At 72.5% G+C, this 26,909-nt stretch carries 28 protein-coding genes; 10 read left to right on the top strand and 18 right to left on the bottom strand.

Annotation, left to right across the window (positions count from 1 at the left end; translation table 11 throughout):
- Positions 1–27: 27 nt before the first annotated feature.
- A complete protein-coding gene (locus ACWD35_RS09960; protein WP_451350671.1) occupies positions 28–780 on the bottom strand; it encodes a VOC family protein in 753 nt (250 codons plus the stop codon).
- Between the two features lie 122 nt (positions 781–902).
- Here ACWD35_RS09960 and ACWD35_RS09955 point away from each other — a divergent pair, with 122 nt between their 5' ends.
- The gene (locus ACWD35_RS09955) at positions 903–1,550 is read left to right on the top strand and encodes a TetR family transcriptional regulator (RefSeq protein WP_451350670.1); all 648 of its coding nucleotides are present in this window, start codon (positions 903–905) and stop codon (positions 1,548–1,550) included.
- An 84-nt stretch (positions 1,551–1,634) separates the two neighbouring features.
- Here the strand turns inward: ACWD35_RS09955 and ACWD35_RS09950 are convergent, their stop codons facing one another.
- Positions 1,635–2,087, bottom strand: coding sequence for an Lrp/AsnC family transcriptional regulator (locus ACWD35_RS09950; protein ID WP_451350669.1), 453 nt, complete (start codon positions 2,085–2,087; stop codon positions 1,635–1,637).
- Positions 2,088–2,169: 82 nt separating this feature from the next.
- Between ACWD35_RS09950 and ACWD35_RS09945 the strand changes: the two genes are divergently transcribed.
- Entirely contained in the window at positions 2,170–2,790 is a 621-nt protein-coding gene (locus ACWD35_RS09945) for a LysE family translocator (protein ID WP_451350668.1), read from the top strand.
- Here ACWD35_RS09945 and ACWD35_RS09940 read toward each other — a convergent pair.
- Together ACWD35_RS09940 and ACWD35_RS09935 are read right to left on the bottom strand one after the other, a co-directional pair.
- The gene (locus ACWD35_RS09940; RefSeq protein WP_451350813.1) at positions 2,787–3,293 is read right to left on the bottom strand and encodes a nitroreductase family deazaflavin-dependent oxidoreductase; all 507 of its coding nucleotides are present in this window, start codon (positions 3,291–3,293) and stop codon (positions 2,787–2,789) included. The two genes, ACWD35_RS09945 and ACWD35_RS09940, sit on opposite strands and share 4 nt — an antisense overlap.
- 32 nt (positions 3,294–3,325) lie before the next feature.
- Positions 3,326–4,597: an acyl-CoA dehydrogenase family protein gene (locus ACWD35_RS09935; protein ID WP_451350667.1), complete on the bottom strand. Its 1,272-nt coding sequence runs from the start codon at positions 4,595–4,597 to the stop codon at positions 3,326–3,328.
- 76 nt (positions 4,598–4,673) lie between these two features.
- On the opposite strand from ACWD35_RS09935, the gene ACWD35_RS09930 reads away from it, so the two are divergent.
- Positions 4,674–5,840 carry a thiolase C-terminal domain-containing protein gene (locus ACWD35_RS09930; RefSeq protein ID WP_451350666.1) on the top strand — a complete coding sequence of 389 codons (1,167 nt, stop codon included), beginning with the start codon at positions 4,674–4,676 and terminating at the stop codon, positions 5,838–5,840.
- Between the two features lie 12 nt (positions 5,841–5,852).
- Here ACWD35_RS09930 and ACWD35_RS09925 read toward each other — a convergent pair whose 3' ends face one another.
- Positions 5,853–6,827 carry a magnesium transporter CorA family protein gene (locus ACWD35_RS09925; protein ID WP_451350665.1) on the bottom strand — a complete coding sequence of 325 codons (975 nt, stop codon included), beginning with the start codon at positions 6,825–6,827 and terminating at the stop codon, positions 5,853–5,855.
- Positions 6,828–6,962: 135 nt separating this feature from the next.
- Here ACWD35_RS09925 and ACWD35_RS09920 point away from each other — a divergent pair, with 135 nt between their 5' ends.
- Positions 6,963–7,631, top strand: a complete 669-nt coding sequence (locus ACWD35_RS09920) for a pyridoxine/pyridoxamine 5'-phosphate oxidase (protein WP_451350664.1) — start codon at positions 6,963–6,965, stop codon at positions 7,629–7,631.
- 43 nt (positions 7,632–7,674) lie between these two features.
- On the opposite strand, the gene ACWD35_RS09915 is transcribed toward ACWD35_RS09920, so the two are convergent.
- Genes ACWD35_RS09915 through ACWD35_RS09905 form a run of 3 tightly spaced genes read right to left on the bottom strand, consistent with a single transcriptional unit; the run spans position 7,675 to position 9,458 of the window.
- A complete protein-coding gene (locus ACWD35_RS09915) occupies positions 7,675–8,571 on the bottom strand; it encodes a GNAT family N-acetyltransferase (RefSeq protein ID WP_451350663.1) in 897 nt (298 codons plus the stop codon).
- Between the two features lie 10 nt (positions 8,572–8,581).
- Complete coding sequence (locus tag ACWD35_RS09910; protein WP_451350662.1) at positions 8,582–8,986, bottom strand: Zn-ribbon domain-containing OB-fold protein; 405 nt, start codon at positions 8,984–8,986, stop codon at positions 8,582–8,584.
- A 22-nt stretch (positions 8,987–9,008) separates the two neighbouring features.
- Complete coding sequence (locus ACWD35_RS09905) at positions 9,009–9,458, bottom strand: DoxX family membrane protein (protein ID WP_451350661.1); 450 nt, start codon at positions 9,456–9,458, stop codon at positions 9,009–9,011.
- A gap of 167 nt (positions 9,459–9,625) precedes the next feature.
- On the opposite strand from ACWD35_RS09905, the gene ACWD35_RS09900 reads away from it, so the two are divergent.
- From ACWD35_RS09900 to ACWD35_RS09885, 4 genes are all read left to right on the top strand, one after another.
- On the top strand, positions 9,626–10,801 hold the full coding sequence (locus ACWD35_RS09900) for a flavin-containing monooxygenase (RefSeq protein WP_451350660.1): 1,176 nt from the start codon (positions 9,626–9,628) through the stop codon (positions 10,799–10,801).
- A 123-nt stretch (positions 10,802–10,924) separates the two neighbouring features.
- The gene (locus ACWD35_RS09895; RefSeq protein ID WP_451350659.1) at positions 10,925–13,144 is read left to right on the top strand and encodes an acetate--CoA ligase family protein; all 2,220 of its coding nucleotides are present in this window, start codon (positions 10,925–10,927) and stop codon (positions 13,142–13,144) included.
- On the top strand, positions 13,135–13,932 hold the full coding sequence (locus ACWD35_RS09890) for an enoyl-CoA hydratase/isomerase family protein (protein WP_451350658.1): 798 nt from the start codon (positions 13,135–13,137) through the stop codon (positions 13,930–13,932). Before ACWD35_RS09895 ends, ACWD35_RS09890 begins: the two co-directional genes overlap by 10 nt.
- 59 nt (positions 13,933–13,991) lie before the next feature.
- Positions 13,992–14,618, top strand: coding sequence for a flavin reductase family protein (locus ACWD35_RS09885; protein WP_451350657.1), 627 nt, complete (start codon positions 13,992–13,994; stop codon positions 14,616–14,618).
- Here the strand turns inward: ACWD35_RS09885 and ACWD35_RS09880 are convergent.
- Positions 14,575–15,882 carry an MFS transporter gene (locus tag ACWD35_RS09880; RefSeq protein WP_451350656.1) on the bottom strand — a complete coding sequence of 436 codons (1,308 nt, stop codon included), beginning with the start codon at positions 15,880–15,882 and terminating at the stop codon, positions 14,575–14,577. The two genes, ACWD35_RS09885 and ACWD35_RS09880, sit on opposite strands and share 44 nt — an antisense overlap.
- Before the next feature lie 71 nt (positions 15,883–15,953).
- On the opposite strand from ACWD35_RS09880, the gene ACWD35_RS09875 reads away from it, so the two are divergent.
- Positions 15,954–16,991 carry a GlxA family transcriptional regulator gene (locus ACWD35_RS09875; protein WP_451350655.1) on the top strand — a complete coding sequence of 346 codons (1,038 nt, stop codon included), beginning with the start codon at positions 15,954–15,956 and terminating at the stop codon, positions 16,989–16,991.
- Here ACWD35_RS09875 and ACWD35_RS09870 read toward each other — a convergent pair.
- The 4 genes from ACWD35_RS09870 to ACWD35_RS09855 all read right to left on the bottom strand — a co-directional run bounded on the left by ACWD35_RS09870 (position 16,988) and on the right by ACWD35_RS09855 (position 21,468).
- Positions 16,988–18,232 carry an MFS transporter gene (locus tag ACWD35_RS09870; RefSeq protein ID WP_451350654.1) on the bottom strand — a complete coding sequence of 415 codons (1,245 nt, stop codon included), beginning with the start codon at positions 18,230–18,232 and terminating at the stop codon, positions 16,988–16,990. The two genes, ACWD35_RS09875 and ACWD35_RS09870, sit on opposite strands and share 4 nt — an antisense overlap.
- Before the next feature lie 89 nt (positions 18,233–18,321).
- Entirely contained in the window at positions 18,322–19,371 is a 1,050-nt protein-coding gene (locus tag ACWD35_RS09865; RefSeq protein WP_451350653.1) for a Zn-dependent alcohol dehydrogenase, read from the bottom strand.
- A complete protein-coding gene (locus tag ACWD35_RS09860; RefSeq protein ID WP_451350652.1) occupies positions 19,371–20,513 on the bottom strand; it encodes an acyl-CoA dehydrogenase family protein in 1,143 nt (380 codons plus the stop codon). The genes ACWD35_RS09865 and ACWD35_RS09860 overlap by 1 nt, the downstream gene beginning before the upstream one ends.
- Before the next feature lie 43 nt (positions 20,514–20,556).
- On the bottom strand, positions 20,557–21,468 hold the full coding sequence (locus ACWD35_RS09855; RefSeq protein ID WP_451350651.1) for an SDR family oxidoreductase: 912 nt from the start codon (positions 21,466–21,468) through the stop codon (positions 20,557–20,559).
- Between the two features lie 85 nt (positions 21,469–21,553).
- On the opposite strand from ACWD35_RS09855, the gene ACWD35_RS09850 reads away from it, so the two are divergent.
- Positions 21,554–22,480, top strand: a complete 927-nt coding sequence (locus ACWD35_RS09850) for a cyclase family protein (RefSeq protein ID WP_451350650.1) — start codon at positions 21,554–21,556, stop codon at positions 22,478–22,480.
- 251 nt (positions 22,481–22,731) lie between these two features.
- Here the strand turns inward: ACWD35_RS09850 and ACWD35_RS09845 are convergent, their stop codons facing one another.
- The 5 genes from ACWD35_RS09845 to ACWD35_RS09825 form a co-directional block, all read right to left on the bottom strand.
- Positions 22,732–23,250 (bottom strand): ATP-binding protein, encoded by a 519-nt coding sequence (locus ACWD35_RS09845; RefSeq protein WP_451350812.1) that lies wholly within the window; start codon positions 23,248–23,250, stop codon positions 22,732–22,734.
- An 18-nt stretch (positions 23,251–23,268) separates the two neighbouring features.
- Entirely contained in the window at positions 23,269–23,406 is a 138-nt protein-coding gene (locus tag ACWD35_RS09840) for a hypothetical protein (protein ID WP_451350649.1), read from the bottom strand.
- Positions 23,407–23,656: 250 nt separating this feature from the next.
- The gene (locus tag ACWD35_RS09835) at positions 23,657–24,538 is read right to left on the bottom strand and encodes an acyl-CoA dehydrogenase family protein (protein ID WP_451350648.1); all 882 of its coding nucleotides are present in this window, start codon (positions 24,536–24,538) and stop codon (positions 23,657–23,659) included.
- A 2-nt stretch (positions 24,539–24,540) separates the two neighbouring features.
- On the bottom strand, positions 24,541–25,674 hold the full coding sequence (locus ACWD35_RS09830; RefSeq protein ID WP_451350647.1) for an acyl-CoA dehydrogenase family protein: 1,134 nt from the start codon (positions 25,672–25,674) through the stop codon (positions 24,541–24,543).
- Positions 25,674–26,867 (bottom strand): amidohydrolase family protein, encoded by a 1,194-nt coding sequence (locus tag ACWD35_RS09825; RefSeq protein WP_451350646.1) that lies wholly within the window; start codon positions 26,865–26,867, stop codon positions 25,674–25,676. The genes ACWD35_RS09830 and ACWD35_RS09825 overlap by 1 nt, the downstream gene beginning before the upstream one ends.
- Between the last annotated feature and the right edge of the window lie 42 nt (positions 26,868–26,909).

The raw sequence follows: 26,909 nt of genomic DNA, 5'->3' as shown, positions 1-26,909 counted from the left end.
CGGATGTCTCCGGACAGAGTGGACGTATCAGCGCTGCAGCAGCGCGAACGACGCCCCCTGATTGTCGGTGACGACGGCCACCCGTCCGTACGACGTCTCGAAGGGTGGCGCCTGCACCCGCCCGCCGAGCCGCTGTACGGCCCCGAGAGCGTCGTCCAGCTGCGTCACCCGGAAGTGGGTGAGGAAGTGCGGGGGCATCTCGGCGGGGAACACCTCGGTGACGTGCGCGCGCCCGAAGTCGGGCTCGGCGTCGGTGCCGAACAGGGCGTCGTGGAAGAGGCTGCCGTAGAAGGCGTTGGCGGCGGCGGTGTCCCGGGTGTACAGCTCGGCCCAGACGAAGGTGCCGGGGGCGTGCCGGCGCCCGAAGCCCCGGTGCCTGCCCGCCTGCCACAGGCCGAACACCGCGCCCTCGGTGTCGGCGGCGAGGGCGGCGACCCCGAGGGCGCCCACCGGGAACGGGGCCATGACCACCTGCCCGCCCACCTCGGTGATCCGCCGGCACAGCGCCGTGGCGTCCGGGGTGGCGAAGGAGACCGTCCAGACGGTGGGCATGCGGCCGTCCGTCTTCGGGGCCAGCGAGGCGACGGGCTCCCCCGCCAGCCGGGCCCACACGGAGGAGCCGTACGCGTCCTCGAAGGTCCACCCGAAAAGCTCACCGTAGAACCGCTTGCCCGCCTCGACGTCGGAAAGCCGGGCGTCCACCCAGCAGGGGACGCCCTCGCCGTACGGCCCGGCCCGTCCGTACGCCCCTTCGTTCACGGATGCCCTGTTTTCGGCCATGCCGCCAAAGTAACCGGGCCGCCCGCACCGCGCAGACCAGCCACACCACCCTCAGTGCGCCCGTGCACCCCATTTGCAGTCGGCCGAATCGCGCTCCGATCACCCCTCGGTAAGCTGACGGCATGACAGGACAAGTGCGTACCGTCGACGGCCGCGTGGCCGGCCGGCGTGGGCAGGCGACCCGGCAGAAGCTGCTCGACTGCCTCAGCGAGATGCTCAGCTCCTCCCCTTACCGGGACGTCAAGGTCATCGATGTCGCCCGGAAGGCGGGGACTTCACCCGCGACCTTCTACCAGTACTTCCCGGACGTCGAAGGTGCCGTCCTGGAGATCGCGGATCAAATGGCCGCCGAGGGCGCCGGGTTGACCGAACTCTTGGAAGGGCGCACCTGGGGCGGCAAGGCGGGCTGGCAGACCGCCCAGGAACTCGTGGACGGGTTCCTGGAGTTCTGGCGCAAGCACGACGCCATCCTGCGCGTGGTCGACCTCGGCGCCGCGGAGGGGGACAAACGGTTCTACAAGCTCCGCATGAAGATCCTCAATTCGGTGAACAACTCCCTCGCCGAGGCCATCGCCGAACTCCAGGCCAAGGGCAGGGTCGACAAGGACGTGAACCCGGCCGCGATCGCCGGCTCACTGGTCGCGATGCTCGCGGCGGTCGCCTCGCACCAGAAGGGCTTCCAGACCTGGGGTGTGAAGCAGGCCGAACTGAAGCCGAACCTGGCGCTGTTGGTGCACCTGGGCGTGACCGGTAAGAAGCCGACGAAATAGGACGAAGCAACACCATTTTTCGTCCGGTTCCAAGTCCTGTCTGGCAGGCGGTGGTTCACACTCGGTGAGCCGCCGCCTGCGCTGCTATGCGGGCAGTGGACGGTCCCGCACCACGTGCTTCATCACCAGCGTCGAGGTGAGCCGCTGCACCCCCGGCAGGGTCGCGAGCCGCTCGTCGTACAGCCGCTGGAAGGCGGCGAGGTCGGCGGTGGCCACCCGCAGCAGGTAGTCGGGCTCCCCGAACAGCCGCTGGGCGTCGAGGACGTGCTCCAGCTCGCTGATGGCCCGCTCGAACTCGGCGACCGTGTCCCGGTCCTCCTGCCGCATGGACACGAAGACCAGCGCCTCGAAGTTCAGCCCGAGCGAGCCCGGGTCCACGATCGCCCGGTAGCCCTGGATGGCGCCGGACCGCTCCAGCTCGCGCAGCCGCCGGTGGCACGGCGAGACGCTGAGCCGCACCCGCGCGGCCAGCTCGGTCACGGTCAGCCGCCCGTCCTGTTGCAGCTCGGCAAGGATTTTCCGGTCCACGTCGTCCATGAGGAAGATATTTGCCCAGATCCCACGATCATGGGCAAATTTCAGGAACACCTTTGGGCCATTCACGCCTAATGTCCCCCTCATGAACTCGGGACTGCTCCTCTCCTTCCTCGCCGTCGACCTGCTGCTGGTGTGCGTGCCGGGCGCCGACTGGGCGTACGTCATCGCCACCGCCCTGCGCGGCCGGCCGGTGACCCGCGCGGTCGCGGGCCTGGTCAGCGGGTACGCCCTGCACACGGTCCTGGCGACGGCGGGCCTCGCGGTCCTGGTGGCGGGCTCGCCGCGGCTGCTGACGGCCCTGACCGTGGCGGGCGCCGGGTATCTGCTGTGGCTGGGGTGGGGGGTGCTGCGCCGCCCGGCGGTCCCGGACGCGGCGGCCGAGACTCCCGGCACCGACCGGCGGCTCTTCCTGCGGGGCGCCACGATCAGCGGCCTGAACCCCAAGGGCCTGCTGCTCTACCTCTCCGTGCTGCCCCAGTTCCTGACCCTGCGCGGCGCCCATCTGCCCGTCCCCGCGCAGACGGCCGCCCTGGGCCTGCTGCACATGGCGTGCTGCGCGGCCGTCTACCTCACCGTCGGCACCCTCGCCCGCGCCCTGCTGGCCGCCCGCCCGGCCGCGGCCCGCGCGGTCACCCGCACCTCGGGCGCGGCGATGCTCGGCATCGGGGCGTTCCTGCTGGTGGAGCGGCTGGCGACGCTTTAGCCGACACCGACACCGACACCGCCGACCGCAGGCCCCTCGTCCCGGGTGATCCGGAACAGCCGGATCTCGCGCTCCACCCGGGCCTGATAGGCGGCGTACGGCGGCCAGAAGGCGAGGGCGGCCTTCCAGGCGGTGGCCCGCTCCTCGCCGGTGAGCAGGCGGGCGGTGACCGGGATGTCCTCGCCCCGCCAGTTGACGGAGACCCGCGGATGGGCGAGCAGGTTGTGGGTCCAGGCGGGGTGGCCGGTGCGCCCGAAGTTGGAGCCGACGAGGACCCAGCTCCGCCCGTCCGCCTCCGGCAGGCAAGCCAGCGGGGTCCGGCGGGGCTGCCCGCTGCGGGCGCCTGTGGAGGTGAGGATCAGACCCGGCAGCAGCTGGGCGCTGAGCAGTACCTTTCCCCGGGTGAGGCGGTGCACGGCGCGGTCCAGGGCGGGGACGAGGTGCGGGGCGGTCTTCGCGAAGAAGCGGGTGGACGACACCTTCTGAACCGCTCGCACGCCGATTCCGGCCCGCACGCCGTCATCTCTCCCGGCCCTCACACCGCCACCTCCCCGTGCGCGAAGAGCCCCGCGGTCTCGGCGGCGCGGTCCCGCAGCCGGTGCACCGGGCCGAACAGCAGCTCGTCACCGGCGGCCCGCTTGAAGTACAGGTGGGCGTCGTGCTCCCAGGTGAACCCGATGCCGCCGTGCAGCTGGATGCCCTCGGCGGAGGCGAGCCGCAGCGCCTCCAGCGCCTGGGCGAGCGCGAGCCCGCCGACCGGCCCGCCCGTCTCCCGCCACCGCCCTTCCAGCGAGGCTCCCCCAGTGCTGGACGCCTGGGGGGACCCCCATCGCGCCGCACCTCCTGATTCCTGCGCCGTCGCCCAGGCGGCGTAGTACGCGGCCGACCGCGCCGCCTGTACGGCCACGTACACGTCCGCCAGCCGGTGCTTCACGGCCTGGAAGGATCCGACGGGCCGCCCGAACTGCTCGCGCTGCCCGACGTACTCCACGGTCCGCTCCAGCACCCGGTCGGCGGCCCCCACGGCCTCGGCGGCCAGCACGGCGGCGGCGCCGTCGCCGAGCCGGGCGAGGGCGCCGAGTACGTCGACCCCCTCGCCCTCACCGAGCAACTCGGCTCGCGTGTCTCGGAGTTGGACCCTGCCCTGCGGCCGGGTGGCGTCGAGGGCGGTCTGCCGGGTCCGTACGACCCCCTCCGCGTCCCCCTGCACGAGGAAGAAAAGGGTGCGGTACCGGGCGAAGCCGCCGGTGTGCGCGGCGACGAGCAGCAGGTCCGCGCTGTGCCCGTCCAGCACCTGGTCGGCCTGCCCGTACAGCCGCCACCCGTCAGCGGCGCGCCGGGCCTGCACTCCCCCGGCCCGCCCGCCACCGGCCCACTGCCCGCCGTTGCCGCCGGTCAGGGCGAGCGCGGCGGCGAGGGCGGGCCCGGGGACGGCGAGGGCGGCGGTGCGGGTGCCGGCGGCCAGCCGGGGCAGGAGGCCGGCGCGCTGGGCCTCCGTGCCCAGGGCGAGGATCAGCGGGGCGGCGAGGACGGCGGTGGCGAACAGCGGGGAGGGGGCGAGGGCCCGGCCCACCTCCTCGCAGGCGAGGGCGAGTTCGGTGACCGTGCAGCCGACACCGCCGTACGCCTCGGGCAGGGCGAGCCCGGGCAGGCCGAGCCGTTCGGCAAGGGCGGTCCACAGGGCGGGGTCGTACCCGGCCGGGCTGTCGACGGCGGCCCGCAGCTCGGCGGAGCCACAGCGCTTGTGCAGCAGCTCGCGCAGGGTACGGCGGATCTCGTCCTGCTCGGCGGTGAGGCGGGTGTCCATGACTCTTCCCTCCGCATCTGACGGACCGTCATATTAGGAGGGACGGAACGAGATGCCCAGGGGGAGGAGCCCTCTCATGACGCGCGGGAGCCGGAAAGTCGCCGTGGTCGGCGTGGCCCTGTCCGACTGCGGACGCGTGGACGACGCGACGGCGTACGCCCTGCACGCCCAGGCCGCCCGCCGCGCCCTGGCCGACGCGGGCCTGGACCGCACGGTGGTCGACGGCTTCGCCTCCGCCGGGCTCGGCACCCTGGCGCCCGTCGAGGTCGCCGAGTACCTGGGCCTGCGCCCCACCTGGGTGGACTCCACCTCGGTCGGCGGCTCGACCTGGGAGGTCATGGCGGCCCACGCGGCGGACGCGATCGCGGCGGGCCGTGCGAACGCCGTCCTGCTGGTCTACGGCTCGACGGCTCGGGCGGACATCAAGGCCGGCCGCAGGACGGGCAACCTGTCGTTCGGCGCAGGCGGCCCCCTCCAGTTCGAGGTCCCCTACGGCCACACGCTGATCGCCAAGTACGCGATGGCGGCCCGCCGGCACATGATCGAACACGGCACGACGATCGAGCAGTTGGCGGAGGTCGCGGTCCAGGCCAGGGCCAACGCGGCCCTCAACCCCGAGGCGATGTTCCGCGACCCGGTCACCGTCGACGACGTCCTGTCCGGCCCGATGATCGCCGACCCCTTCACCAAGCTCCACTGCTGCATCCGCTCGGACGGCGGCGCGGCGGTGCTGCTGGCGGCCGAGGAGTACGTACGGGACTGCCGTACGGCCCCCGTCTGGATCCTCGGCACCGGCGAGCACGTCTCCCACGCCACGATGTCCGAGTGGGCGGACTTCACCGTCTCCCCGGCAGCGGTGAGCGGCCGGCTGGCCTTCGAGCGGGCCGGGGTGCGCCCGGCCGAGATCGACTTCGCGGAGATCTACGACGCCTTCACCTACATGACCCTGGTGACCCTGGAGGACCTGGGCTTCTGCGCGAAGGGCGAGGGCGGTGCGTTCGTGGAGAAGGGCCGGTTGCTGGTGTCCGGGGAACTCCCCGTGAACACGGACGGAGGTGGCTTGTCCGCCCAACATCCGGGTATGCGCGGGCTGTTCCTGTTGGTGGAGGCCGTGCGGCAGCTGCGCGGGGAGGCGGGCGAGCGCCAAGTACGGCGGCGGGACGGCGGGTTGCCGCGGCTCGGCGTCGCCTCCGGGACCGGGGGGTGGTTCTGCTCGTCGGGGACGGTGGTGCTGGGCCGATGACCCTCGCACTCGCTAGTCGTCCTCGCGCAGTCTGCGCCAGATCCGCGTGCGGTGCAGCACGTAGACGGAGCCGAATACTGCGGCCACCTGCAGCCCCACGGCGAGCAGCCAGAATTCGCTCCTGCTCTCCAGCTTGTTCGTGAGGAAGGTGAAGTTCATACCGAAGAACCCGGTCAGGAACGACAGCGGCAGAAAGATCACCGACACGATGGTCAGCCGGTTGATCACCGTGTTCTGTTCGCCCGCGATGAGGGACGAGTAGCTGGCGAAGGCCCGGCGGGCGGCCTCCTGGAGGGACTCGACGGTCGCGAGGACCAGCCGCGACGCCTGCTGGAACTCCCTGGCGAGCCGTTGCCGCTCCTCCGGGAAGTCGCGGCTCACCAGCCTGCGCGTGATGACCTCGTCCACCGCTTGCAGGAAGGGCAGCAGCGAGCGGTGCAGCAGGGCGGAGCGGCGACGCAGCTGCGCCAGCCGGTAGACCTGTTCGGGGCGCCGCTGCTGGAACATGGCGTCCTCCAGCTCCTCCACCTCCAGCAGCGCCGCCACCGCGGCCCGGCGGTAGGTCGCCAGGGACTCCTGGAGCAGAAAGAACAGCAGATCCACCGCATCGTGCGGCTTCTCCCGCCGCACCTGCGCCAAGATGTCCGGCCCCAGAACCGCCGGGCCATGGTGCGCGGTGACCAGGAAGCGTTCGGTCGTCACGGCGTGGACGTACGCGACCCGGTCGTCACGGACCACCGGTACGACGAGGCCGAGGACGTCTCCCAGGAAGTCGGCCCGGGCGGGCTCCTCCGCCCTGCCGAACCAGGGCAGCTCCTCGGTCCCCAGCCCGAGCGTCCGGGCCAGCGGCTCGGGCTGCTCCGGGCCGTCCGCCGGCAGCTCGACGTCGACGAGCAGAAAGCGAGCGGTGGCGAGGCGCCGGCGCGCCTCCGACACGTCCACACGGGTGCCGGTCCCCTCCGGCATCGACACCGCCGTTACGATCATCCGCCCTCACCGTCGGTCCCGTCGCCCACGGTCCCAGCCTGTTCGCGGTCGGGCGGCCCCGCACTCCGATGCGCTCATGCGGGTCGCCGGGCGACCCGAACGGGTGAGGGAGACCGGGAACGGGATACTCGGCCCATGGCACACACCGATCTCCACGAACTGCTCCGGACCCTGCGCGTCTGGGCTCCCGAGGCGACGCGGCTGCCGCCCTTCGACCCGGACACGGCTCCCCCGGCACCGCTGCCCCTCTTCACGAGCTGGTTCGCGGAGGCGGTGGAGGCGGGGCAGCCGGAGCCGCACACGATGTCGCTGGCGACAGCGGACGCGGAGGGGAAGCCGGACGTACGGATCGTGATGCTGCACGGCGCCGACGCCGACGGCTGGTCCTTCGCCGGCCACGCCACCAGCCGCAAGGGCCGGGCCCTGACCGCCCACCCGTACGCGGCCCTCGCCTTCTACTGGCCGGTGCTGGGCCGCCAGGTCCGCCTGCGCGGACCGGTGACGGCGGCACCCTCGGCGGAGAGCCAGGCCGACCTGCACGCACGGTCGACGGGAGCACTGGCGGCGGCACTCACCGGGCGGCAGAGCGAGGAGCTGTCCTCGGTGGAGGAACTGCGGCAGGCCTCGGAGGCCGCCTGGGAGCGGGCCCGCAGCCATCCCACGGATCCCTCCCCCACCTGGACCCTGTACCGGCTGCGCCCGGAGACGGTGGAGTTCTTCCAGGGGGATGCCGAGCGACGGCACGTGCGGTTGGAGTACCGGCGTACGGAGTCCGGCTGGAGCAGGGGGTTGTTGTGGCCGTGAGGTGTCCGGTTGCCGTGGGGGCCGGTGAACTTGGCCCCGGTTGTCAGGCTTGCGAGGCCTCGAACTCCCACACCGCGAAGTCCGCCACGCTCCGGTAACCGATCCGCTGGTACAGCCCGTTGCTCGTCGGGTTCGCGAGGTCGGTGAAGAGGAGCACCTCCCCCACCCCGCGCTCCAGCGCGGCCCGGCTCACCTCGGCGGTCGCCGCGCCCGCGTAACCATGGCCGCGAAGCTGCGCCGGGGTGTACACCGGGGCCACGCGCACCTGGCCGGCGATGTCCCGGGTCACGCCGGCCATCGAGACGGGGGTGCCGTCGGGGGACTCCCAGAGGGTGATGCCGCCGTAGGCGATGCGGGCGTCGGCCCATGCGCCCGCGCCCTCGTTGACGGGCAGTCCGGCCGCGTCCATGAACTCCCCGTACCAGCGGGCCAGCAGCTCCCGGTCCTCGGGGCCCGCGATCCGCGCACGGCCTTCCGGTGCGGGCGCGGGGATCGCCAACTCGCCGAGTCGGTAGAGGCGTTGGCGCTGGTGGACGTCGGCGGGCACTCCGGTACGGCGCTGCCAGGACTCGGCGAACGCGGCTGCCGTGTCCCGCTCGGCGCAGACGCCGGGGACCGGGTGGCCGAGGTCCGCGAGGCGGGCCGCCAGCGCGTCGGCCTCCTCGGCGGTGACCGGGGTGACGTTGACGGGGAACGGGGGCGTGTGGAACAGCACCGCGCGGACCGGGCCGCCGTCCCGCTCCCCGAGCGTCCCGAACAGCGGGGGCTGCTCGCCGAAGACGTGCAGGCCACGGCGTTGCAGCGCGTCCGTCACCGTCAGCGGCACCGTGTGCAGCGCCGGGCGGGAGCGCAGGAAGTCACCCGCGCGGGAGAGGAACTCGTCGAGGTCGCCGGTCAGGCGCCAGTCGGCAGAGTCCAGTTGCCGATCAGCAGATTCCATGCCGCCATGGTCAGGCCTGGTCCGCCGGCCTGAACACCGGTTTTCCCTCCCGGAACGTCACCGCCAGGGCCATCCCGGCCACCGGCTCCCGCTCCGGCGCGCACCCCACCAGTCCCGTCATCATGCGCGGGCCCTCCGCGAGTTCGACGACCGCGGCGACGTACGGGGTACGGTCGCCGAAGGGCGGGAGGTCGTTACGGTGGACCGTGGACCAGGTGTAGAGGGTCGCCCTGCCGCTCGCCTGCTCCCAGGTGACCTCCTCGCTCCAGCAGTGCGGGCAGAACTCGCGGGGGTAGTGGTGGGCCCGGCCGCAGGCCGCGCAGCGGCGGATCAGCAGGCGGCCCGCCCGCGCCGCGTCCCAGTAGGGGCGGGTGAAGACGTCGGCCTCGGGGATGTCGTAGCGGACCCCGCTCATCAGAACCGTCCCGTCGCTCGCATCAGAACCACCCCAGCCACGCGTCGACCGACCAGCTCTGCCAGGCCATGCCGAAGAAACCGACGGCCGAGATCAGCGCCATCATCGAGTTCTGGCCCTGCTCCGCCCAGTCGTGGATCATGAGGACGAAGTAGACAGCGTTCAGCAGCAGGCCGCCGACCAGGGCGACCGGGGTCAGGAAGCCCAGGATCAGGCCGAGGCCGAGGGCCAGCTCGGCGTAGGCCACGACGTACGCCATGAGCTTCGGCCGCGGTTGCACCACCGTCGCGAAGCCCGTCCGGACCGGGGCCCAGCGGTGCTTGGCCGCCACGTCCGCCGCCCAGGCGATGCCGGTGCCGCGCTCGAACCAGGCCTTCTTGTCCTTGTGCCGCCAGCTCTCCAGCCACCACAGTCCGAGGCCGATCCGCAGCACCGCCAGCCACTGAGCACCGTCGAGCCATATCGCATCCATGAATCTGACGGTACGTCAGATAGTGGGGATTGCCGAGGGGTTGGGCAGGCCGGGCGAATCACTTCTTCACCACTCGCACGCCATTCCCGTACAGCCGTGATCAATCCGCAACCAATTCCGGTCTTGACCGAGACCCATCAACCGGGTGCGTGATTACGCTCGCGCCCATGGCAGCCCCCGATTCCTCCCCCGCGACCCTGACGCGGACCACCGACGACCGCCCCGTCTACGTCATCGGCGCCGGCCCCGGCGGCCTCGCCGCCGCGTATGCGCTGCGGGCGCGGGGCGTACGGGCGGTGGTCCTGGACAAGGCCGGCCATGTCGGGGCGTCCTGGCGGCGCCACTACGACCGGCTGCACCTGCACACCACCCGCCGGCTGTCCGCGCTGCCGGGCCTCGCGATGCCCCGCGGGTTCGGGCGCTGGGTGTCCCGGGACAACGTCGTCCGCTACCTGGAGAAGTACGCCGAGCACCATGAGCTGGAGCTGGTCACCGGCGTCGAGGTGTACCGGATCGAGCGGGCCGCGGACGGGGAGGGCTGGCTGCTGCACGCCTCCGGCGGGCGGGAGCTGACCGGCAGCGCGGTGGTCGTCGCCACCGGCTGCAACCACACCCCGCACGTGCCCGACTGGCCGGGCCGGGAGGGGTACGGCGGGGAGTTCCTGCACGCCGGCGCGTACCGCAACGCCGAGCCCTACGTGGGCCGGGACGTGCTCGTCGTCGGCGTCGGCAACACCGGTGCCGAGATCGCCGTGGACCTGGTGGCGGGCGGCGCGGCACGGGTACGGCTGGCCGTGCGCACCGTCCCGCACCTCGTGCGCCGCTCCACCCTCGGCTGGGCCGCGCAGTACTCGGGCGTGCTGGCCCGGCGGCTGCCGGTACGGCTCGTGGACCAGCTGTGCCGGCTCCTGGCGAGGGTCGAGGTGCCGGACCTGTCCGCCCACGGCCTGCCCCGCCCGGACACCGGCCTGTACAGCAGGGTCAGGCAGGGTGCCGTCCCGGTCCAGGACGTCGGCCTGATCGCCGCCGTACGGAAGGGGAAGGTCGAGATCGTGGCCGCCGTCACCGGCTTCGAGGGCGACAAGGTCCTCCTCGCCGACGGCACCCGGATCGAGCCGGACGCGGTGATCGCGGCGACCGGGTACGAGCGGGCCCTGGAGGGGCTGGTCGGGCATCTCGGGGTGCTGGACGGGCGCGGGAAGCCGGTGGTGCACGGCGGCCGTACGCCCGACGGGGCGCCCGGCCTGTACTTCACCGGGTACACCAACCCGATCAGCGGAATGCTCCGGGAGCTGGCCATCGACGCCGGGAAGATCGCGAAGGCCGTGAGCACCCGGCAGTAACTTTTGCCGGTCCGACCCGTTCCTGACGTTCCGTCAGTTCAGTAATCTGACACTGCGTCAGTTGAAATCTGTTGCCACACGGCGCTGTCGCGCAGTGCCGTCCACACAGGAGCGGGCGGAACGATGCTTGGATCAACCCACGGCACCCTCACCACCGACTCCCGCCGGGCCCGGGTCATCGCCTGCGGTGAGCAGCGGCCCGGACCCGTCGTCCACGATCAGGTGGACGACCTCGACGTCAGCGGACGGCCGCTGTACGCGGACGTACCGGATCTGGCGCGGTTCTTCCGGCCCGAGTCGGTGGCCGTGATCGGCGCCTCGGACACCGAGGGGCGCCCCAACACCGGGATCACCCGGCAACTGCTGAGCTGGGCCGAGCGGGTGGGGGCGCGGGTGCACCCGGTGCATCCGACCCGGCCGTCCGTCTTCGGCGTCCCCTGCGCCGCCTCCGTCGCCGGCCTGCCGGGACCGGTCGACCTGGCCGTGCTGCTGGTGGCCGATCCGCTGCCGGTGATCGGGGAACTGGCCGAGGCCAAGGTGAAGTTCGCCGTCGCCTTCGCCTCCGGCTTCGCCGAGAGCGGTGCGCAGGGAGCCGAGGCACAGGAGCAACTCGCCGAGGCCGTACGGCGGTCGGGGCTGCGGCTGCTCGGGCCGAACACCAACCTGAACGCCTTCGAGCGGTTCCGGGACGATCTGGCGGGGCCCGCGATCGCGCTCGTCACCCAGTCGGGGCACCAGGGCCGGCCCGTCTTCGCCCTCCAGGAGCTGGGCATCCGGCTCTCCCACTGGGCGCCCACCGGCAACGAGGCCGACCTGGAGAGCGCCGACTTCATCTCCTGGTTCGCCGAACAGCCCGAGGTCGGCGCCATCGCCGCCTACCTGGAGGGACTGAAGGACGGGCGTGCCTTCCTGCTCGCCGCCGACCGCGCCGCCCGCCGCAAGGTGCCGGTGGTCGCGGTGAAGGTGGGCCGCACCGAGGCGGGCGCCCGTTCGGCCGCCTCGCACACCGGCAAGCTCACCGGCGCCGACGACGTGGTGGACGCTGCGATGCGGCAGTACGGCGTCGTGCGCGTCGACGGCCTCGACGAACTCCAGGACACCGCCGCCCTGCTGGCGCGGGCGCGGGCCCCGCTGGCGGAGGGCGTGGCCGTCTACTCGATCTCCGGGGGCACGGGGGCCCATGTCGCCGATCTCGCGGCCGGGCTGGGGCTTCCGCTGCCGAGGCTGTCGCCGGCCAGGCAGGCCGAGCTGCACCAGTGGATCCCCAAGTACCTGAGCGTGGCCAACCCGGTGGACAACGGCGGGCATCCGGTCGGCGACCAACGCGGCCGGAAGATCATCGACGCGATCCTCGCCGACCCCGAGGTCGGCGTGCTCGTCTGCCCGATCACCGGGCCCTTCCCGCCGCTCAGCGACAAGCTGGTGAAGGACCTGGTGGAGGCTGCCGAGGAGACGGACAAGCTGGTGTGCGTGGTGTGGGGGTCGCCGGTCGGCACCGAGCCGGCGTACCGGGAGGTCCTGCTCGGCTCCTCCCGCGTGGCCACCTTCCGCACCGTCGGCAACTGCCTGACCGCCGTCCGCGCCTGGCTCGGCCACCACCGCTTCGTGAGCGGCTACCGCTCCCCCTTCGACGAGGCCCCGCGCACCCCCTCCCCCTCCTTCCGCAAGGCCGAGGCCCTGCTCAGCCCCGGGCAGCAGCTCAGCGAGCACGCGGCCAAGCAGCTGCTGCGGGCCTACGGCATCCGGGTGCCGCGCGAGCAGCTGGTGACCAGCGCCGCAGCCGCCGTACGCGCGGCCGGGCAGGTCGGCTACCCGGTGGTGATGAAGGCGTCCGGCGCGCAGATCGCCCACAAGACCGAGCTGGGGCTGGTGAAGATCGGGCTCACCTCGGCCAGCCAGGTCCGGGACGCCTACCGCGAGCTGACCGACATCGCCCGCTACGAGGGCGTCTCGCTGGACGGCGTCCTGGTGTGCCAGATGGTCGAGCAGGGCGTGGAGATGTTCGTCGGGGTCACGCACGACGAGCTGTTCGGCCCGACCGTGACCGTGGGGCTCGGCGGGGTGCTGGTGGAGGTGCTGCGCGATGCCGCCGTCCGCGTGCCGCCGTTCGGCGAGGAGCAGGCCCGCGCGATGCTGGCCGAGCTGCGTGGCCGGGCCCTGCTGGACGGCGTCCGGGGCCGCCCGCCGGCCGACCTCGACGCGCTGGTGGAGGTGATCCTGCGCGTGCAGCGCATGGCCCTCGAACTCGGGGACTCCATGGCCGAGCTGGACATCAACCCGCTGATGGTGCTGCCCCGGGGGCAGGGCGCGGTGGCGCTGGACGCGCTGGTGGTGTGCCGGTGAGCGACGACTCGGTACGGCACGAGGTCCGCGAGCACGTCTCGTACGTCACCCTGAACCGCCCGGAGGCCCTGAACGCCCTCGCCCCCGCCGGGCGGGAGCGGCTCATCGAGCTCCTGGGCGAGGCGTCCGCCGATCCCGGCGTACGGGCGGTCGTGCTCACGGGCACCGGGCGCGGCTTCTGCGCGGGTGCGGACCTGCGGGGCGGGGCGGGCGGCGGGGAGCGTGTCCCCGGCGATGTGGCGCGGACCATCCGCCGGGGCGCCCAGCGGCTGATCTCCGCCGTACTGGACTGCGAGAAGCCGGTGATAGCCGCCGTGAACGGTACGGCGGCCGGGCTCGGCGCCCATCTCGCGCTCGCCTGCGACCTGGTCCTCGCGGCCGAGTCGGCCCGGTTCATCGAGGTGTTCGTGCGGCGCGGACTCGTACCGGACGGCGGCGGGGCCTACCTGCTCCCCCGGCTGATCGGTCCGCAGCGGGCGAAGGAGCTGATGTTCTTCGGGGACGCGCTCGCGGCGCCGGACGCGGAGCGGCTGGGGCTGGTCAACCGGGTGGTGCCGGACGGGGAGCTGGAGAAGACGGCCCGGGAGTGGGCGGCGCGGCTGGCCTTGGGGCCCACCCGGGCGCTCGCCCTCACCAAGCAGCTCGTGAACGCCTCCCTCGACGGTGACCGGGCCGGCGCCTTCGCGGCGGAGGCCGCGGCCCAGGAGATCAACATGACGACGGAGGACGCGCGGGAGGGGCTGCGGGCGTTCGTGGATCGCCGGAACCCGGAGTTCCGGGGGCGCTGATTTCTGGCCACTGCACGAGGCTTCTCACCTGACGCTCCGTCAGGTTCAATGGAAGGGTGATGGGACACGCAGGGGCGGCCTCCGCCGCCGTCCGTTATCTCAGGGCTCCCGGTGCGGGGCCCGTCGAGGCGCTGCCGCAGCCGGAGCTGCGGTGTGTCCGGGAGGACGAGCGGGCGCCGGTGGACCAGGCCGAGTTCCGGCGGGTGCTGGGCAACTTCGCGACCGGCGTCACGGTGATCACGGCGCCGCCCGCCGAGGGCGGACAGGGCCCCGCCGGCTTCGCCTGCCAGTCCTTCTCCTCCCTCTCGCTCGATCCGCCGCTCGTCTGCTTCCTGGTGGGGCGTACGTCCACGACCTGGCCGCGCATCGCCCGCGCCGGCGTCTTCTGCGTCAACGTGCTCACCGCGGAGCAGGCCGAGCTGTGCCGCGCCTTCGCGGTCAGCGGCGCCGACAAGTTCGCGGGCGTGCCGTACGACGCCGCCCCCGTCTCCGGCGCCCCGCGCCTGACCGGCGCCACCGCGTGGATCGACTGCACGATCCACGCGGTGCACACCGGCGGTGACCACCTCATCGTCGTGGGCCGGGTGAAGGCCCTGGGCGCGGACGGGGCGGGCGAGCCGCTGCTCTTCCACCGGGGGCGGTTCACACGGCCAGTGCGGGAGCCGCGGCCGTCGGGGTCCGCCTGATCACCAGGGCCATCAGCGCCGCCGCCGCGCACAGGGCGCCGGAGGCGTACCAGACCGTGTCGTAGCTGCCGAAGGCGTCGCGGGCGACGCCGCCGAGGAAGGCGACGAGGGCCGCGCCGACCTGGTGGGAGGCGAGCACCCAGCCGAAGACGATCGCGCTGTCCTCGCCGTACTGTTCCCGGCACAGGGCCAGGGTGGGCGGGACGGTGGCCACCCAGTCGAGGCCGTAGAAGACGATGAAGAAGATCATCGGGGGGTGGACCGCCGGGCCCAGCAGCATGGGCAGGAACAGCAGCGAGATGCCGCGCAGGGCGTAGTAGACGGCCAGCAGGCGGCGCGGTTCGAAGCGGTCGGTGAACCAGCCGGAGGCGATCGTGCCGACCACGTCGAACACGCCGATGACCGCGAGCAGCGAGGCCGCCGTCGTGACCGGCATGCCGTGGTCGTGCTCGGCGGGCACGAAGTGGGTCTGGATCAGGCCGTTGGTGGAGGCGCCGCAGATCGCGAAGGTGCCGGCGAGCAGCCAGAAGGGGCCGGTGCGGACCGCGGAGGACAGGACACCGAGCGTACGCCGGGCGGCGCCGGTGACCGGGGGCGGCTTCGGTATGAACTCCTGGGCGCCGTACGGCTTCAGGCCGACATCGGCAGGGTGGTCGCGCAGCAGGAGCCAGACGAACGGGACGACGGCGAGCGCGGCCAGGGCGACCGTCACGGCGGCCGGGCGCCAGTCGTGCTTCTCCACCATCCAGGACAGCAGCGGCAGGAAGATCAGCTGGCCGGAGGCGGAGGCGGCGGTCAGGATGCCGCTGACCAGGCCGCGCCGCTCGGTGAACCAGCGGTTCGTGACCGTCGCGGCGAAGGCCAGCGCCATGGAGCCGGAGCCGAGGCCGACGAACAGGCCCCAGCACAGCATCAGCTGCCAGGCCGCCGTCATCCAGACGGTCAGCCCGGAGCCGAGCGCGATCACGGTCAGCGCGACGGCGACCACCCGGCGGATGCCGAAGCGGTCCATCAGGGCGGCGGCGAAGGGGGCGGTGAGCCCGTAGAGCGCGAGGTTGACGGAGACGGCCGCGCCGATCGTGCCGCGCGACCAGCCGAACTCCTGGTGCAACGGGTCGATGAGCAGGCCGGGCAGGGAGCGGAAGGCCGCCGCGCCGAGGATCGTGACGAACGTGACGGCGGCGACGAACCACGCACGGTGCACACGGCTGCGCCGGGCGGGCGGGGCCTGGACGGGGGCTGCGGCTGGGCTTGTCTGAGTCACGTCATAGAGCTTCCGGGACCCGGCCCCGCGCAACGAGTGGCCCGAGGGACAGCATTCGCTAGGATCTGGCCATGACTGAGGATCGGGCCATGCCGCAGGATCGGGCCACGACTGCCGGCCAGGTTTTCCGCCCGCACCGGATCGTCGTCCTCGCGCTGGACGGCCTGCTCCCCTTCGAACTGGGCATCCCGCACCGGATCTTCGGGCGCCCCAAGGACCCGGAGGGGCGGCACCTGTACGAGGTCGTCACCTGCTCGGTCCGGCCGCCGGGCCCCGTCGAGACGGACGCCGACTTCGCGATCGACGTCCCGCACGGCCCGGAGGCCCTGGCCACCGCCGACACGGTGATCGTCCCGGCCTCGTACGAACTCGGCCCGCTGTACGACGAGGGCCGGCTCACCGACGAGCTGGCCGCCGCGCTCGCCCACATCCGCCCCGGCACCCGGCTCGCCTCCATCTGCACCGGGGTGTACGTCCTCGCCGCCGCCGGTCACCTCGACGGCCGCCCGGCGACCACGCACTGGTCCGACGCCGAGCGCTTCCAGCGGATGTTCCCGAAGATCCAGGTCGACGCGGACGTGCTGTTCATCGACGACGGGGACGTGCTGACCTCGGCCGGGGTGGCCGCCGGGATCGACCTGTGCCTGCACATCGTGCGCCGCGACTTCGGCACCGCCGTCGCCAACGACGTGGCCCGGCGCACCGTCGTACCGCCCCACCGCGCCGGCGGCCAGGCCCAGTTCATCCAGCGCCCGGTCCCGGACCCGCAGGTGGCCACGACCACGGCGGCCCGCGCCTGGGCCCTGGGCCGCCTCCACGAGCCGATCCAGCTGCGCGACATGGCCGAGCAGGAGGCCATGTCGGTGCGCACCTTCACCCGCCGCTTCCGCGAGGAGGTCGGCATCAGCCCCGGCCAGTGGCTCACCCAGCAGCGCGTCGAACGCGCCCGCCACCTCCTGGAGTCCACGGACCTGTCCGTGGACCAGGTGGCCCGTGACGCGGGCTTCGGCACGGCCCAGTCGATGCGGCAGCACTTGCAGCAGGCACTGGGGGTGACACCTACGGCGTACCGGCGGACGTTCCGGACGGGGGTGGGCGGGGCGCCCTAGCCGGCCGTCGAGGTCGGGGTCGCGGTCGCGGAGGTACGGCAATCCGTGGGCGGATGGGCTTCCGGCCTGCGGCCTGCCCGGTGTCTCTCCCCCCACCAGCCGACCCCGGCCAGCGTCAGCGTCACGCCCACCCCCGCCAGCATCGCCGTCGACGGTGTCGTCACGCCCAGCAAGGCCCCCGCCAGGGAGCCGGTGGCCGCGTATCCGGCGCCCACGGCCGCGTACATGACCGAGTAGCCGGCGGCCAGCGCGTCCGGGGGCAGGGACTCGCGCAGGGACAGGTTGCGGGTGAGCATCGCGCACGACTGGAGCACACCCGCCACGGCGAGTCCGGCTCCGATGCCGACGGCGCCCGGTATCAGCGCGACCCCCGTCACGGCCGCCGACATCCCGCACAGCAGCAGCACGCTGCGCGTGGCCAGGGAGCCCGGCCAGGACCGCAGCCCGTACCCGAACGCGCCCAGCATCGAGGCCACCGACATGCCCAACAGCAGCGGGCCCGCCCAGCCGACGCCGATGCCGCGCTGTTCCAGCAGAGCGGGCAGGACCAGTTCGGCGAGGGCCAGCAGGGACAGGCCGGCGGCGCCGGTGATGTACGCCGGCCACGCTCCCGCCAGCACCCGCAGCCGTGAGCCGCCCGCGCCCCGCTCGGCCGCCTCCCGCTCCTCCGCCTGCCAGCCCTCCGGCAGCAGCCACAGTCCCGCCACCGACGACCCCATCAGCGCCGCCGCGAGCAGCAGCGGGAGCCCCGGGGCGACGCCCAGCGCGAGGCCCGTGACCGTGGCCGGGGCCACCGCCCAGATGCCGAAGGTCAGCATCGACTCGACGGACAGGGCCTGCGCGACCGCGTGCCCGGGGACCAGCGAGGTGAGCAGGGCGCGCAGGGCGCCCGAGGCCGCCGCGGGTGCGGCACCGGCGAGGAACGCGAACGCCCCGAGTATCACCGGATGCGCCCCGGGCAGTGCCCCGAGGCCCGCGAAGCCGACGGTACCGGCGGCGAGCCCGGCCGCCAGGTGCGGGCGGGCCCGGCGGGCGTCCAGGCGCATGCCGAGGACCGGAGCGCCGACGATCTCGCCGATGACGTAGACCGCGGCCAGGGCGGCGCCCAGGGAGTAGCCACCCGGCCGGTCCCGGACCAGGAAGACCAGCGCGAGCGGGGTCATGGCCACCGGCATGCGGGCGCCGACGGCCACACAGGCCCAGGTCAGCACCCGCTTGGAGGCGACTTCGCGATAACTCATGCGTCGACGGTAGGCGGCTGCACCGACACCCGGCTCCGCAATTTCCCCGCCCTGTGGATAACTCCGGGAGTGTGGACAGCTCCCGGCCCTCAGAACGTGAGCACCGCCCGTGCCACCCGCCCCGCCTCCGCGTCCGCCCGGGCCTTCTCGAAGTCCTCCACCGGATAGGTCGCCGTCACCAACTCGTCGAGCAGCAGCCGCCCCTGCCGGTACAGCTCGGCGTAGAGCGCGATGTCGCGCTGGGGGCGCGAGGAGCCGTAGCGGCAGCCCAGGATGGACTTGTCCAGGAACATGGAAGAGACGCGGAAGGACGCCTCGGCCGTCGCCGGGGGCACCCCGAGCAGGACGGCCTGCCCGTGCCGGTCGAGCAGGTCGATCGCCCCGCGGATCAGCTCCACCCTGCCGACGCACTCGAAGACATGGTCGGCACCCGTCGGCAGCAGCTCCCGCACGCCCTCCGTCGAGGTCAGGAAGTCCGTCGCGCCGAAGCGCCGCGCCACCGCCTCCTTCGCGGGGTTCGCGTCCACGGCCACGATCCGCAGCGCACCCGCGAGCCGCGCGCCCTGCAGCACGTTCAGGCCGATCCCGCCCGTGCCGATGACGACGACACTGTCCCCGCGGTCCACCCGCGCCCGGTTCAGGACCGCGCCCAGACCCGTGAGCACCCCGCAGCCGATCAGGGCGGCCGAGGTCAGCGGGATGTCCTGCGGGATTCGCACCGCCTGGACGGCCTTGACGATCGTGCGTTCCGCGAAGGCCGAGTTGGAGGCGAACTGGTGGACCGGCCGCTCGCCCCGCGTGAACGGCTTCCCGGGGCGTCCGATCGCCTGCCGGCACATCGTCGGGCGCCCCCGGTCGCACTCCGCGCACGTGCCGCAGTTGGCTAGCGTGGACAGGGCCACATGGTCGCCGGGAGAAACATGAGTGACCCCCACGCCCACCGCCTCCACCACCCCGGCCCCCTCATGCCCCAGCACCACCGGTACCGGGAAGGGGATGGTGCCGTCCACCACCGACAGGTCGCTGTGGCACAGCCCGGCCGCCTTGATCCCGACCAGCACCTCGCCGGGCCCCGGCTCCCGTACCGCCAGGTCGTCCACCACCTGGACCTGCTTGCCGTCGAACACCACGCCACGCATCACCCGACCCCCTTCGGCTCTCTCGGCAGACCGAGCATGCGCTCGGCGATGATCGTGCGCTGAACCTGGTCCGAGCCGCCGTAGATGGTGTCGGCCCGGGAGAACAGGAACAGCCGCTGGGCCGCGTCCAGCTCGTACGGCGCCGAAGCCGACCAGTCCACGGGCCCCACGCCCGCCGCCGCGCCCCGCACCTCGACCGCCAACTCCCCCAGCCGCTGATGCCAGTTGGCCCACAACAACTTGGCCGCGCTGGGCGCACCCGCGTCCCCCGAGCCACCGAGGGTGCGCAGCGCGTGCCAGCGCATGGTGCGCAGCTCGGCCCACTGCCGCACGAGCCGCCGCCGTACCACGGGATCGGAGACCGCGCCCGACTTCATGGACGCCTCGACGACCTGCGCCAACTCCTCGGCGAACCCGATCTGTTGCGCCAGCGTGGACACCCCGCGCTCGAAACCGAGCAGACTCATCGCGACCCGCCAGCCCTGCCCCTCTGCCCCGACGACATGCTCCGCGTGCGCCCCGTCGAAGAAGACCTCGTTGAAGTCGCTGTCGCCGGTCAACTGCCGGATGGGCCGCACCTCGATCCGGCCCGGCTGGTCCATGGGGACGAGCAGGAAGCTCAGTCCGTGGTGGCGACGGGAGTCCGGATCGGTACGGGCCAGCACGAAGCACCAGTCGGCCTCATGAGCGAGCGAGGTCCAGATCTTCTGCCCGCTGACCCGGTACGACGCCCCCGCACGCACCGCCGAGGTCCGCACCCCGGCCAGATCCGATCCCGCACCGGGCTCGCTGTACCCCTGGCACCACAGCTCCTCACCGGCAGCGATCGGCGGCAGAAACCGCTCCTTCTGCTCGGCCGTGCCATGGGCGAGGAGGGTAGGTGCGAGCAGATTCTCCCCGATGTGCCCGGAGCGCGGGGGTGCGGGAGACCGGGCGTACTCCTCGGCCCAGGCGACCTGCCGAGTGAGCGAGGCAGTCCGGTTCCCGTACCCGGCTTCCGGCCAGCCCAGCCCGATCCAGCCGGCGGCACCGAGGGCACGTTCCCAAGTCCGCCGATCCGTCGCGGGATTGGCGTGAGCGCCCAACCACGAACGGACTTCGGCCCGGAACGCCTCGTCCTCGGCAGTGAATTCAAAGTCCACAGGGCCTCCTCAAAGCACCGGTGGCAGCCAACCCCTCGAGCTGTCAGGCGTTGGGCCGAGTCCCATCACGCGCGGCCTTTTCCATCGCCGCCAACTGCGCCAGCATCGGCATCGGATCCACCCCCACCGACCCCGGCAGAAACTCCGCGATCGTCTCCGGCGTCCACCCGCCGGACGCGTAAGCCGCGCGAAGTTCCCTCGGCTGCGCCCAGACCGCGATCTTCGGTCCGGCCACGGTGTACACCTGCCCCGTGATCCCCTGCTCCTTCGCCTGGTCCGACAGCAGGTAGACGACGAGCGCGGCCACGTCCTCCGGCTCCCCGATCTCCGCCAGCGACATGGGAACGTTCGCCGACATCCGCGTACGGGCCACGGGTGCGACGGCATTCGCGGTCACCCCGTACTTGTGCAGGCCGAGCGCGGCACTTCGCACGAGCGAGATGATCCCGCCCTTCGCGGCGCTGTAGTTGGCCTGGGAAACGGACCCCTGGTGATTGCCGCTGGTGAACCCGATCAGGGTTCCCGCCCCCTGCTTGCGCATCACGGCCGAGGCGGCCCGGAAGACGGTGAACGTGCCCTTGAGGTGGGTGGCGACCACCGGGTCCCACTCCTCCTCGGTCATGTTGAAGAGCATGCGTTCGCGCAGGATCCCGGCCACGCAGACGACCCCGTCGAGACGGCCGTACGCCGCAAGCGCGGTGTCTACGACCCGCTGTCCGCCGGCCATCGTGGAGATGTCGTCGGCGACCGCGACCGCCTCGCCGCCCGCCGCCTCGATCTCCTTGACGACGGCCTCCGCGACCTCGCTGGTGGGCGAGGCGCCGTCCATGGCGACGCCGTAGTCGTTGACGACGACCTTCGCCCCCTCGGCGGCAGCCGCTCGGGCGACCGCGCGTCCGATGCCCCGGCCGGCGCCCGTCACGGCGACCACCCTGCCTGCCAAGAAGTTCCCCACGCCCGGCCCCTTCCCGCGGTTTCTGACGGACCGTTAGATTTTATGGCGCGTCGGATGTGCGGACACAAGCCCCGGGGAGGCACGGATGTCACTGCCCGTCGAGTTCCACGACATCGCCAAGCGCGTCAGCAACTGGGGGCGTTGGGGCGCGGACGACGAGATCGGCACCCTGAACCTGATCACCGACGAGGTCGTACGGGAGGCCGCCGCCTGCGTCCGCACGGGCCGCCGCGTCCCCCTCGCCCTCCCGCTCCAGCAGGACGGGGTGCAGACCGGGATGATCCCGGGGCGGGTCAACCCGCTGCACGCGATGGTGCAGATCAACCAGGAGCTGTTCGGGCCGGGCACGGTGGCGTGCAGCGACGACGCGGTGACCATGGGGCTGCAGGCGGGCACCCACTGGGACGCGCTGACCCATGTCTCGCACTCGGGGAAGCTGTACAACGGCCGCCCGGCGCACACCGTGAGCGCGCACGGCGGCGCCGAGTTCAGCGGGATCGACAAGGCACGGCACCTCGTCTCGCGCGGGGTGCTGCTGGACGTGGCACGCGCGCGGGGCTTGGACCGGCTGGCGGGGGGTCACGCGGTCACGCCGGAGGACCTGGAGGCGGCCGAGGAGTTCGGCGGCGTCCACGTCCGCGCCGGCGACATCGTGCTCGTACGCACCGGGCAGGTGCAGGTGTATCTGGCCGGGGACAAGCACGGGTACGGCTATCCGTCGCCGGGACTCTCGGTGCGCTGCCCGGAGTGGTTCCACGCGCGCGACGTGGCGGCGGTCGCGAACGACACGCTCACGTTTGAGATATTTCCGCCCGAGATCGAGAATCTGTGGCTGCCCGTGCACGCGCTGCACCTGGTGGAGATGGGAATGCTCCAGGGACAGAACTGGAATCTCGAAGAGTTGTCCACAGCCTGTGGACAAGAGGAGCGGTACGCGTTCCTGCTGTCGGCGATGCCCGAGCCGTTCGTCGGCGCGACCGGCACCCCCGTGGCACCAGTGGCGATCCTCTGAGCCCGGGCCGGTTGGTCCGGTTGGCGGCGCGCCCCCCTTGCCGGTTCCCTCGCGCCGCCGCCCGGTCGCGACCCACCCTCGACAAGGGCTGCCGTGACCGCGCCCTCGCCGTCCCCTCACGGCGAATCGTTGCCCATAAGCGTGTTCATACGGTCACAAGACGTCAACACCGGTACGGCGATTTATCACTTATGCCCCGCGTACGGCGACCGCGCACGGGTGCACCACGGGCGCACCACCGCACTCCGGAACTACACGGCTTCGAACGCGAGATCCTCGTACGCGGACAGTCCGCCCCCGTACGCCACCGCTGCGCCCTCCCTGGGCTGCGAACAGCGGTCCAGCTCGCACCAGATGCTCTTTCCGGCGCCCTCGGGGCTCCAGCCCCAGCGGTCGGCGAGGCAGTCGACCAGCGCCAGGCCCCGACCCCCGGTGGCGTCACCGCCGGCGCAGCGCGGGACGGGCGCGCGGGTGCTGCTGTCGGCCACCTCCAGACGCACGGTGGCCGCGGGAGTCGAGGAGGCCTCGGGGATCGAGGAGGTCGCGGGGGCCGCGGGGGCCGACTCCGCCCCCACGCCCGGCAGAAGGAGCCGTAGCACCGCCGGGCGGCCGGTGTGCACCACGGCGTTGGTCACCAGCTCGGAGACGAGCAGGATCAGGGTCTCGGCCAGCGGCTCGTCGGCCGCCACGCCCAACCCGGCGAGCCGGGCGCGGGCCCATCTTCTCGCCCGTCCCACCTCCGTGGGGTCGGGCCGGATCTCCAGCTGCACTTCAAGCACCTGCACCGCTCACACCATCCGAACCGGCGGATACATGACGCCACGCCGCCCGAACGCCACCGCGGCCTGCGCGGCGACGATCACGGCGAGGCCCACGATCGTAGCCATTTTCTGCATGGCCAGGACAACGGCCAGAGCAAGGGTCACGGAACGTGATTCCCTTATGAGACAGCATGGTTGACGTACAGTCACGCCAACAAGCGCTTCGGGCATATTCCAGCGCGAAGGAGTACGCCTGAGGCATACTGTGCGACGCTTGTGCCGGGGAGTCGAACAGGCACCACCGGTACGGCTCGCGCTCGGAACCACTCGCATCTCACACAAGGTACCGGAGGGGGCACCCGACTCCGGGCCGTGACGAGTCGCGCGTAGGACACAACCCGATATCGACGCTCCGTCATCGGCGCAGCAGCTCTGCGGCGAGGACCTCCTCACTCTCCGTAGCGCCGCCGCCGCGTTCGGCCCGCACCCAGGCCCGCTTCAGATGCAGATGCACGTCCGCCTCCCAGGTGAAACCCATGCCGCCGTGCACCTGGAGGCAGTCGCGGGCGCCGCGTACGGCGGCTTCGTCGGCGAGGAGCCGGGCGGCGGCGATGTCGGCGGGGTCGGCGGTCACGGCCGCCGCGTAGACGGCCGCGCGGGCCGTCTCGGCCCGCACCAGCAGGTCGGCGCACAGGTGTTTGACGGCCTGGAAGGCCCCGATCGGCTGCCCGAACTGCTCGCGGGTCCGGGCGTGTTGCACGGCCAGCTCGCACACCCGCTCGGCAGTACCGAGCTGCTCGGCGGCGGTCAGGAGCACGGCCACCGGTTCCATCCGCTCAGTCGCCCTCGCACCCGGCACCCGGTGCAGAGGCGTCAGCGGGTCGACCGAGCGCAGCGGTAAGGCCCCGGAGGCGTCCCCGCGTACGACGTCCGCCGCGTCCAGCCACTCCACCAGCGTTCCGTCGACGGCCGCCACGACCGTCTCCCCCTCGGCCGCGCCGGGCACCACCCCGGCCGCGAGGTGCGTGGCCACGAGCGGCCCCGGCACCAGCGCCCGCCCCGCCTCCTCGAAGACCAACACCGCCTCGGCCAGACCCAGTCCGACCCCGCCTTCGGCCTCCGGCAGTCGCAGAGCGAAGAACCCGGCGTCCCCGAGCGCCCGCCACAGCCCCCGGCCGAGGGAGGCCGGGCCGCCCTCGACGGCAGCGCGCAGTGCCTCGCGGGGAAAGCGCCGGTCCAGCAGCTCCCGCATCCCGTCCCGCAACGCCCCTTGCTCCTCGGTCAGTTGGAAACGCACACTCATCTCCCCTTGGGCAGGCCGAGGATGCGCTCGGCCACGATGTTGCGCTGGATCTGCGAGGTGCCGGCGGCGATGGTGTAGGAGAGGGAGGTGAGCCGGTCGAGGGTCCAGGGCACGGCCAGGTCGAGCGAGCCGGGCCCGAGTACCTCGGCGGCACTGTCGTACAGCTCCTGACGGGCGTGCGAATAGCGGAGCTTGAAGACCGAGCCGCCGACACCCGGGACCCCACCGCTCGCCTCCGCCTCGCTCACGTTCCACTGGGTGAGCCGCCACAGCGCGCGGAACTCGGCGTTGAGCCGCCCGAGCCGCCTGCGCAGCACGGGGTCGTCCCAGCGGCCGTTCTCCCGGGCCGTACGGGCGAGTTCGGCCAGCACCCGGCGGCAGGCGACGACCTCGCCGACGAACGCCGTGCCGCGCTCGAAGGAGAGCGTCACCATGGTCACGCGCCAGCCGTCGTTCTCCGCCCCCACCCGGTTGGCCGCCGGCACCCGCACCTCGTCCAGGAACACCTCGGCGAACTCCGCCGACCCGGCGAGCGTGCGCAGCGGCCGTACGGTGATGCCCTCGGCGTCCATGGGCATGGCCAGCCAGGTGACACCCCGGTGCTTGGGCGCGTGCGGATCGGTGCGGACCAGCAGCTCGCACCAGTCGGCGACCTCGGCGTGCGAGGTCCAGATCTTGGAGCCGCTGACCACGTAGTCGTCGCCGTCGCGCCACGCGCGCGTGCGCAGCGCGGCGAGGTCGGACCCGGCGCCCGGTTCGCTGAACCCCTGGCACCACACCTCGTCCCCGCGCAGGATCGGCGGCAGCCAGCGGGCCCGCTGCGCAGCCGTCCCCTCGGCGGCGATGGTCGGCCCGGCGTGCAGCAGCCCGACGAAGTTCGCCCCCACATAGGGCGCCCCGGCCTTCTCCGTCTCCTCCAGGAAGATCAGCCGGAGGGTGGGGGAAGCGTCCCAGTGGACGTCGGCGTACCCGGCGTCGTACAGCATCTTCTGCCAGCCGAGGTCGTAGGCGCGGCGGCCCGGCCAGTCGTCCGGGGACGGCTTCGGGGGCAGGGCGGGCAGCGCTTTGGCGAGCCAGTCGCGCAGCCGGACCCGGAACTCCTCTTCCTCCGCCGTGTACGAGAGGTCCATTACCGGTCGAAGTCCAGGCCGAGCATGCGGATGGCGTTGCCCCGCATCAGCTTGTAGACGGTCTCGTCGTCCAGGCCCTTCACATGGTCGAGGGCGACCTCCTTGGTGTGCGGGAAGGTCGAGTCGACGTGCGGGTAGTCGGTCTCGAAGGTGGCGTTGTCGCGGCCGACGACGTCCAGGGAGGCCACCCCGTGCTTGTCGCGGAAGAAGCAGCAGAAGATCTGCCGGTAGTAGTACGTCGACGGCGGCTCCGGGATCAGGTCGCGGACCCCTCCCCACGCCCGGTGCTCCTCCCACACGTCGTCGGCGCGCTCCAGGGCGTACGGGATCCAGCCCATCTGCCCTTCGGAGTACGCGAGTTTGAGGGTCGGGAAGCGCACCAGGACCCCGCTGAAGAGGTAGTCCATCATCGAGGCCATGGCGTTGTTGAAGCTGAGCGACGCCTGGACGGCGGGCGGGGCGTCCGGGGAGGCGGCGGGCATCTGGGAGCTGCTGCCGATGTGCATGTTGACGACGGTCCCCGTCTCCTGGCACACGGCGAAGAACGGGTCCCAGTACCCGGAGTGGATGGACGGCAGCCCGAGGTAGGTGGGGATCTCGGAGAAGGTGACGGCCCGCACCCCGCGCGCGGCGTTCCGCCGGATCTCGGCGACGGCCAGCTCGACGTCCCACAGCGGGATGAGGCAGAGCGGGATGAGCCGCCCTCCGCTGTCCCCGCACCACTCCTCCACCATCCAGTCGTTGTAGGCGCGCACGCACGCGAGCGCGACGTCCTTGTCGTGCGCCTCGGCAAAGGTCTGCCCGCAGAAGCGCGGGAAGGTCGGGAAGCAGAGCGAGGCCTCCACATGATTGAGATCCATGTCCTTGAGCCGCTCGACGGGATCCCAGCACCCGCGCCGCATCTGCTCCCGGGTGATCCCCTCCAGGGTCATCTCGTCCCGGTCGAAGCCGACGGCGGCGATGTTGCGCTTGTACGGGAACTTCAGGTCCTCGTAGATCCACCAGTCCGTCGGCTGGCCCTCCGGATCCATGGTGATCTGGTACTTCCCGCCGACGTAGGCCAGCTCCCCGATCCCGGCGGTCAGCGGTTTGGGCCCCCGGTCCCGGTACTTCGCCGGCAGCCAGGTCTCGAAGAGGTGTGCGGGCTCGATCACGTGGTCGTCGACGCTGATGATGCGGGGCAGTTCGGTCATGGTTTCCCCTCCGTGTTCCCCTCCGTCGGACAATACTTATCT

This window comes from Streptomyces sp. NPDC002671 (assembly GCF_053592475.1).
The sequence above is the reverse complement of the archived record's forward strand: the minus strand, read 5'-3'. Positions and strand labels throughout refer to the sequence as shown.